The 6,399-nt window shown below is 65.6% G+C and carries 7 protein-coding genes and 2 pseudogenes; 5 read left to right on the top strand and 4 right to left on the bottom strand.

Going from position 1 to position 6,399, the window contains the following annotated elements:
• Positions 1 to 179 precede the first annotated feature (179 nt).
• A complete protein-coding gene (locus ACFY3I_RS43525) occupies positions 180 to 779 on the bottom strand; it encodes a hypothetical protein (protein WP_390866489.1) in 600 nt (199 codons plus the stop codon).
• A 349-nt stretch (positions 780 to 1,128) separates the two neighbouring features.
• On the opposite strand from ACFY3I_RS43525, the gene ACFY3I_RS43520 reads away from it, so the two are divergent.
• Positions 1,129 to 1,590 (top strand): hypothetical protein, encoded by a 462-nt coding sequence (locus ACFY3I_RS43520; RefSeq protein ID WP_390866488.1) that lies wholly within the window; start codon positions 1,129 to 1,131, stop codon positions 1,588 to 1,590.
• Between the two features lie 29 nt (positions 1,591 to 1,619).
• Here ACFY3I_RS43520 and ACFY3I_RS43515 read toward each other — a convergent pair.
• Positions 1,620 to 1,745: pseudogene (locus ACFY3I_RS43515) on the bottom strand (IS630 family transposase); the annotation flags it as partial.
• A 48-nt stretch (positions 1,746 to 1,793) separates the two neighbouring features.
• Between ACFY3I_RS43515 and ACFY3I_RS43510 the strand changes: the two are divergent.
• A complete protein-coding gene (locus tag ACFY3I_RS43510) occupies positions 1,794 to 2,033 on the top strand; it encodes a hypothetical protein (protein ID WP_390866487.1) in 240 nt (79 codons plus the stop codon).
• Here ACFY3I_RS43510 and ACFY3I_RS43505 read toward each other — a convergent pair.
• Positions 2,034 to 3,154: pseudogene (locus ACFY3I_RS43505) on the bottom strand (IS630 family transposase).
• A 349-nt stretch (positions 3,155 to 3,503) separates the two neighbouring features.
• On the opposite strand from ACFY3I_RS43505, the gene ACFY3I_RS43500 reads away from it, so the two are divergent.
• The 3 genes from ACFY3I_RS43500 (at position 3,504) to ACFY3I_RS43490 (ending at position 5,396) form a co-directional block, all read left to right on the top strand.
• Positions 3,504 to 3,731 (top strand): hypothetical protein, encoded by a 228-nt coding sequence (locus tag ACFY3I_RS43500; protein WP_390866486.1) that lies wholly within the window; start codon positions 3,504 to 3,506, stop codon positions 3,729 to 3,731.
• Positions 3,632 to 4,462, top strand: coding sequence for an ISL3 family transposase (locus ACFY3I_RS43495; RefSeq protein ID WP_390866485.1), 831 nt, complete (start codon positions 3,632 to 3,634; stop codon positions 4,460 to 4,462). Before ACFY3I_RS43500 ends, ACFY3I_RS43495 begins: the two co-directional genes overlap by 100 nt.
• 484 nt (positions 4,463 to 4,946) lie before the next feature.
• Positions 4,947 to 5,396, top strand: coding sequence for a hypothetical protein (locus ACFY3I_RS43490; protein ID WP_390866484.1), 450 nt, complete (start codon positions 4,947 to 4,949; stop codon positions 5,394 to 5,396).
• 279 nt (positions 5,397 to 5,675) lie between these two features.
• Here ACFY3I_RS43490 and ACFY3I_RS43485 read toward each other — a convergent pair whose 3' ends face one another.
• Positions 5,676 to 5,867 carry a hypothetical protein gene (locus ACFY3I_RS43485; RefSeq protein WP_390866483.1) on the bottom strand — a complete coding sequence of 64 codons (192 nt, stop codon included), beginning with the start codon at positions 5,865 to 5,867 and terminating at the stop codon, positions 5,676 to 5,678.
• Positions 5,868 to 6,399 lie beyond the last annotated feature (532 nt).

The raw sequence follows: 6,399 nt of genomic DNA, 5'->3' as shown, positions 1-6,399 counted from the left end.
ATGAGCTGGAAGTATGCGGCCCGCTCGCGGGTCATCCTTCGCCCGCCTCCGGGCCCCCGGTTCTCCCGGATCTCGAAGTCCATTGCATCCCCTGATCTGGGGTGTTGCAACGACCACTAGAACTCAAGGAAGAGAGGGGGCTGTGTGTCGCGGCGTGCCTGTTGCGGGCCGTCGTCGGATCAGATCGTCGGCGTGTCGTCGATGATCTCCTGGTGCGGTTCGATGACGAACTTCCAGCCGTCGCTGGGCTCGAAGAACTGCACACGGGTGGGGTAGATGTCCAAGGCGCGACGGTCACGGTTCTGCGTGCCGGTGCCCTTCCGCCCGCGGATCGGCTCCTCGAACAGGTCGATCTTGATGTCCGGTACCGCGACGATTTCCTCGTTCCAGCGCTGGACGAGCCCAGCGCCGAAAGCCTCCCGCGCGGAGGCGTAGAGCGCCTCCAGGGAATCCTTGTTGCCGTCGGGTACGAACAGGGCGAGGTTCAGTAGGACACCGGCGCTCCGGAGAACCTCGATCTCCTCTCCGGTCTTGTCGGCAACCCATATCCCGCGCTCGTCGGCGTTGTCCGGAAGAACGTGGACCTCCTTGCCGAAGACCATCCTCGCGCTAACGGATCCTCCCTCGAAGAACTTGCCGTGCTTCGTGAGGAAAGCCGGGGCAAAGCAGTCGAGGGGAAGATTGTCGAGTTCTGCCGAGACGAGTACCTCATCCCGAGGACTCAATTCCGAAACTTCTTCGGCCGTAAGGCGCCGGGCCTTAATCTTCTCGGTGTTCACGCTGTTCGCCTTCTCCGTGTAATCGCTGACAGTTCAGCGAGCCATTGCTCATGGCTCGGCCACGGCCCATCAGTCGGCCTGACCCCACGTCAAGTGGTGCCGGTGGTCAAGCGCGTCGTCCGACGTCGCTGCACCGGACAAGATCCCAGACACCGACCCGGGCGGCAAATCCGCATGGACGACTCGTACGAGAGGTTTTCACCGCCTGGAGAAATTTCTGGAGAGCGTTGCGAGGTGGTGGCGCCGCTCGCGGGAACGGAACGGGGCGACACGCGTGCTGGTGCTGTGACCGGATAGGTTGGCCGGGTTGGTGGGCGAGGAGCGTGGCGGGGCACGGGGAGACAGGCGGATGAGTGACGACTACCTGACGGTGATTCCGACTGATCCGTACTGGCAGCCCGGCAAGGACGCGGCGGATCGTGCTGTGGCTGCGTTGTCGCGGATGCTTCCCGACGACGATGCCCGCAGTGGTCTGGAAGCCAAGTGGCACGACAGCGTCGAAGTGGTCTGGTGCGGCTCCAACCTGGAGAGGATCTCCTGCCCGCGCTGCGGTACGGAGTTTGTACCCGGTTGGTGGGCCGAGGCCGTCTCGGAACGGTACGACGAGGGCTTCGCGACGCTCGTGGTGACGGTTCCCTGTTGTGACGTTGAGACGTCGCTCAACGAGCTGGTATATGACTGGCCGATGGGGTTCGCGCAGTTCAGGATCGAGGTCCTGTATCCGAACCGGGCATGGCTGAACGACGAGGAACTGGCCACCCTTGCGGACGCACTCGGGCATCCCCTACGACAGATCCTCATCCATGTTTAGTGCTGTGTGAGCGGGCACGTTCGCCGAGGTCAGGTTGCGGCCTGGAGGGGTCGTCCGCCCCAGCTGATGCCCTTCTCGCTGCGGATGCGGGCTCGCTCGCGGCGTTGGGCGGCGAGGACGTCGGGGTGGCGGGTGTTGGCGTTGCGCCACTGGAGCTAGCGCTCTGACCGCTACGGTTCGCCGGGGTGAGAGGGGGGACCGGGGTGTTCGTCGAGATCGTCTTCGTGGGGCTGCTGATCGACCGTGATGAGGTCGAGGAGGCTTTGGAAGCGGCGTTTGAGCACGACGGCGAGGTCACCGGCGCGGGCAGTGGCATGGGTCGTTGCCATCTTGACTTTGAAATCGTGGAGGGCTCGGACACGGCTGCGGCCCTGGAGCGGCTGCGGGCGGTGCTGTCCGATCTGGGGGTCGCGGACTGTGCGACCTTGAACGTCAGCGAGTGATCAGACTGCCGTTCGCGCGCGTGCGCCCCAGCGGATGCCCTTCTCGCTGCGGATCCGGGCGCGTTCACGGGGTTCAGCCGTCAGGACATCTCGGTGGCGAGCGTTGGCGTTGCGCCAGCGCAGGTAGGTGTGCAGGGCTCGGGTCTGCACGATGTGGTTGGGGTGGTGAGAGTTGGCGATGGTGAACTGCCGCAGCGGTCCGAAGTGCGCTTCGATGGGGTTCGCCCAGGAGGCGTAGGTCGGGGTGAAGCACAGCTCGACTTTGTGCTTTGTCGTCCAGCGGCGTATGTCAGCGCCTTTGTGGGCGGATAGGTTGTCCATGATCACGTAGATCGGTGCGCCGTCGGGCCGGGCGGCGCGTATTGATTTGAGCGCGGCCAACGTGTTCGCGGCACCCTTCTTGCGGCGGTTGACGCCCCACAGACGGTCGTCGCCGATGGAGTAGCAGCCGTGGAAGTAGCGAACCCCATGGGTGCGGTGGTAGGTGGCCGGCAGTCGGTCGGGATGTTTCCGTCCCGCCCAGCACGAGCCTGCGGTGGGCCGGATGCCGAGTGGGCCGAACTCGTCGAAGGCGAAGACCCGGTCGGGGAAGCGGTCGAGGACCTCCTCGATCCGGTCCAGCTTCGCCTCACGGTCGGGATCGGGAGATTCCTTCCATGTCTTGGTGCGCTGGAAGGTGACACCGCGGCGGGCGAGCAGGCACCGTAACGCCTCGCGGCCGATGAGTATCACCCGGCCGTGGACTTTCCGCAGGTTGGCGGCGAGTTTGCGCAACGACCAGCGGGTGAAAGGCTGGCCGAGCTTGGTGGGGCGGGTGGTGGCCGTCTGGATGACGAAGTCCTCGTCGTCAGGCTTGAGCAGGCGGGGACGGCCTCCCGCCCACCGAGGGTCCAGACAGGCCAGGCCGATCTCGTTGAAACGGTGGATCACGTCCCGGACGGTGTCCTCGTCGGCCTGCACCAGCTTCGCGATGACCGGCACCCGGTTGCCGCCGGCCGAGGCCAACAGCATCATCGCGCGCCGGTAGCGCACCGAACTGGTACTGCCCCGGCGCAGGATCTGCTGCAGCTTCTGCCCCTCCTGGTCGGTCAGTCTGCGCGCACACGGACAGGCTCGGCCACCGCACCTCCAGCGGTCGGATCGGACGACACCCCACATCCAACCGCCACGACCGCCAACTCGGCCAACCTAAGCGGTCAGAGCACTAGCGACCGGTGATCAAGAGACGGATCGCTTCTGCCGCACTCCGGTGGCATCCCACCACGCCGACGTCATTTCGCGTGAGCATCTCCAGCACTCAAGATCTCCAGCTGCTGCCCAAACTGCTGATCAAACGCTGCTACTTCACGGGCTCTGGCTCAACTTCTGTGACGCGGCCAATCTCCGTGACTGCTGGGCCTCTTCGAGCTGTGGATGAAGTCGCCTGAAATTGATCCCTGGGGAACGCAGTTGGGCTGAATGTTCAGGGCCGTGGAAGAGGTCCTGCTCCGGCTCATGGAGTTGTTGTTCCCGTCGATCGCGGACGTCGCGGTGCTGTCGGTGGACGTGAACATCGCGATGGTGCGCGTTGACGCGCAATGCACCGCCGGCGGCGCCGCGTGCCCGGTCTGTGGCACCTGGTCGAACCGGTTCACGGTTCCCACCTGCGGTTTCCTGCTGATGTTCCCAGCGGAGGCCGACGGGTTGTCCTTCAATTGAAGGTCCGACGGTTCACCTGTGGAAACTCGGACTGCGCACGCCGTACCTTCGTCGAGCAGATACCGGGCCTGACGCGCCGGCACAGTCCGCGGACCGAGCGGTTGCGCTCGACCCTGGCGTCGGTCGGCTTGGCGCTCGCGGGCCGGGCCGGGGCCCGCATCGCCGGCGTTCTCGGCGTTTGCGCCAGCCGCAGCACGGTGCTTCGTCTGGTGGACGCGCTTCCCGAGCCCGAGGTGGCCGCACCACGGGTTGTCGGCGTTGACGAGTACGCGACCCGGAAGGGCCGCCACTACGGCACCGTCCTCATCGACATCGAGACCCGCCGCCCCATCGACCTGCTGCCCGACCGGGAGGCGTCCAGCCTGGCGGCCTGGCTCGCCGCGCGACCGGGCGTTGAGGTGATCTGCCGTGACCGGGCACCGTTCTTCGCCGAAGGTGCCACCGTCGGCGCTCCACAGGCGGTCCAGGTCGCGGACCGCTGGCATCTTTGGCACAACGTGAGCGCCTCACGGTACTCCACCTCGCCGATCGCCGTCCCCGCAAACCCCGACTCCACGGGCACCGTCCCAGAGGCGGTCGCAGGCGCTATGCCAAAGCTGGCACGACCACCAGGACGGAGTTTCTCGAGGATGTACCGACCCGGAACAGCTTCCACACGCGGCTACGCCGTGACAGCCAGGCAGCCGCCAAAGCAACAGCGCTCGCCAGGACGGCCAGCACAGCAGCACTAGCGGCGTTGGTCAGAACATCCCGCACGAACCCCATTGGGCCACCCCCGTCCCAGGCGATTCTCAGCGCGCTGCGAGGCGTCATCATAGGTGTGCATCACGCGGAAACGTAGTCCGAGAAGGTGTCAGCGTGCTGAGCTTCTCCGACATAGCAGATCAACCCCCCTCGGCGCGGCTCGCGGTCCGTTGTCCGGTCTTCAGTGGCCGCTGGAGGGCGGGAGGACTTGCTCGGCGAGGACGGCCAGGTGCGCGCGGGAGCGCTGGCGGGGTTCGTGGCGGTACGACGCAGGAGGTCGGTCGACGTGGTGGCGAGGAGGGCAGGCGGCCTCTGTGATCAGAATCGGCGTGCACGGGGAGGGCCCGCTCAGGTGGTGTCGAGCGGGCCCTGTGGTCCCTGTCAGGTCTGTCAGATGCTGGCGCCTCCAGGCGCGAAGCAGGAGATCATGGATGCAATAGCCAGCGCTACGGGAATGCGGGTGAGGTCGCGATGAATGGCGATGAAGAGTTCTGTGAGTCGATTTTCGGCATGCCGATTCCTGCTTGCCTGGTTACGTCGATACAAGATCGCAGCTGGATGGATCTGGCCAACTCCCCGAGTCTCGAAGGGGTGTTCGTTCAGGCTCCCCTGCGTCCTCGTTTCTACTCGATCTCCGGAATTGCCGCGGCAACGAAGTGGTGGCGCGACGAGCTCGATGAAGAAACCCTGCAGTGCTACCTCGGTACATCCGGAGAATACGCAGCCCCCGGTCATATGTCGCGGATGAAGACCTTGATAATCGGGGACTTGGGGCCGGATCTTCCATTCGCCTTGGATTATCGCGATTCCCTCAAGGGCCCAAGCGTCGCCTTTCTGGGGGAAGGTGACGCCTGGCGAGAGGTCTCCGAGAATGTCTGCGACCTGCTCGTCATGCTCGGCTCGGAGCGGCCCGATGTCTGATCCGTGAGGGTGCTGGGCGCGCAGGTACGAGTGCGGTCAGCCGGCCGCGTTGGAGTCCTGCGGCGTCCATCAGTTGGTAGGTGACTCAGGGCTTCGGCATAGTCGGGTGAGGTCCGGTTCGCGATCATCCGAGGCCGAGTAGTGCGAGGGGCGGCGAGGGTCGCGGGCGTTGCGGCGGAGGCCGGCCGCGATGTTCTTCACTCCGGCCATGCGGAGGTCTTCCTCCATGCGGTTTAAGACATCGGCTGTGAGAGCTTCTTCGACAGGGCCGATGCGTTCTCAGCAGGTGATCTTGAGGAACGTCGTGGCGTCCATGGGGTGTGACCGGTAGTGGTCGGCTGCGGCGGCGATGTTGGCCCAGCCGGCCTGACGGATCAGCCCGATGGCGAGGTTGCGCAGGGTGGCCATTGCGCGGGGCGCGCTGCCGGTGCGGATCTTGGAGGCATCCTCGGCGAACGTCACGTCTCGCACGTGGTGCAGGGCCTCCACGGACCAGTGGCCCTGGACGAGTTGGGCCAGGTGTGAGGGGCCGGCCGTCGGGAGCGAGGCTGGTGACGGCGTAGACGGTTTTGTGCTGGATCTTGCCGGTCTTCCTGTGGACACGGCGTCGCTTGATCTCGATGGCCTGGACTGCGTGTGGGAACAGCAGGCCGGCCTGGACCGTGCACACCTTCAGACGCCGAACCTCACGGCGTCCGTGCCCGGCGGCCGGGCGGAAGGCGTGGATGATCTGACGGGCGGTGCGGAGCATCTCCGTGCCGTGGGCGCCGTCCGGGAAGCCCGCCGTCTTGATGGCCGGCACCTACCTTTCGATGGCCCACCGCTTCAGCGGCACCGCAGCCAACCGCGGTGAGTTCGGCACCGCATAAGAAGGGGTTAGTCACAACCCCCTAGCAGTCGCAGTGGCTCTAGTAGTGCTTCGTTAGGTTCGTGTTCTGGGTCTGCTGGTGGTGAGGGGGCGGCCGCAGGTGGTGCAGGTGCCGGTCCAGCACCTCAGCAGGTC

This window comes from Streptomyces sp. NPDC001068 (genome assembly GCF_042897315.1).
Taxonomy (GTDB): Bacteria; Actinomycetota; Actinomycetes; order Streptomycetales; family Streptomycetaceae; genus Streptomyces.
The sequence above is the reverse complement of the archived record's forward strand: the minus strand, read 5'-3'. Positions and strand labels throughout refer to the sequence as shown.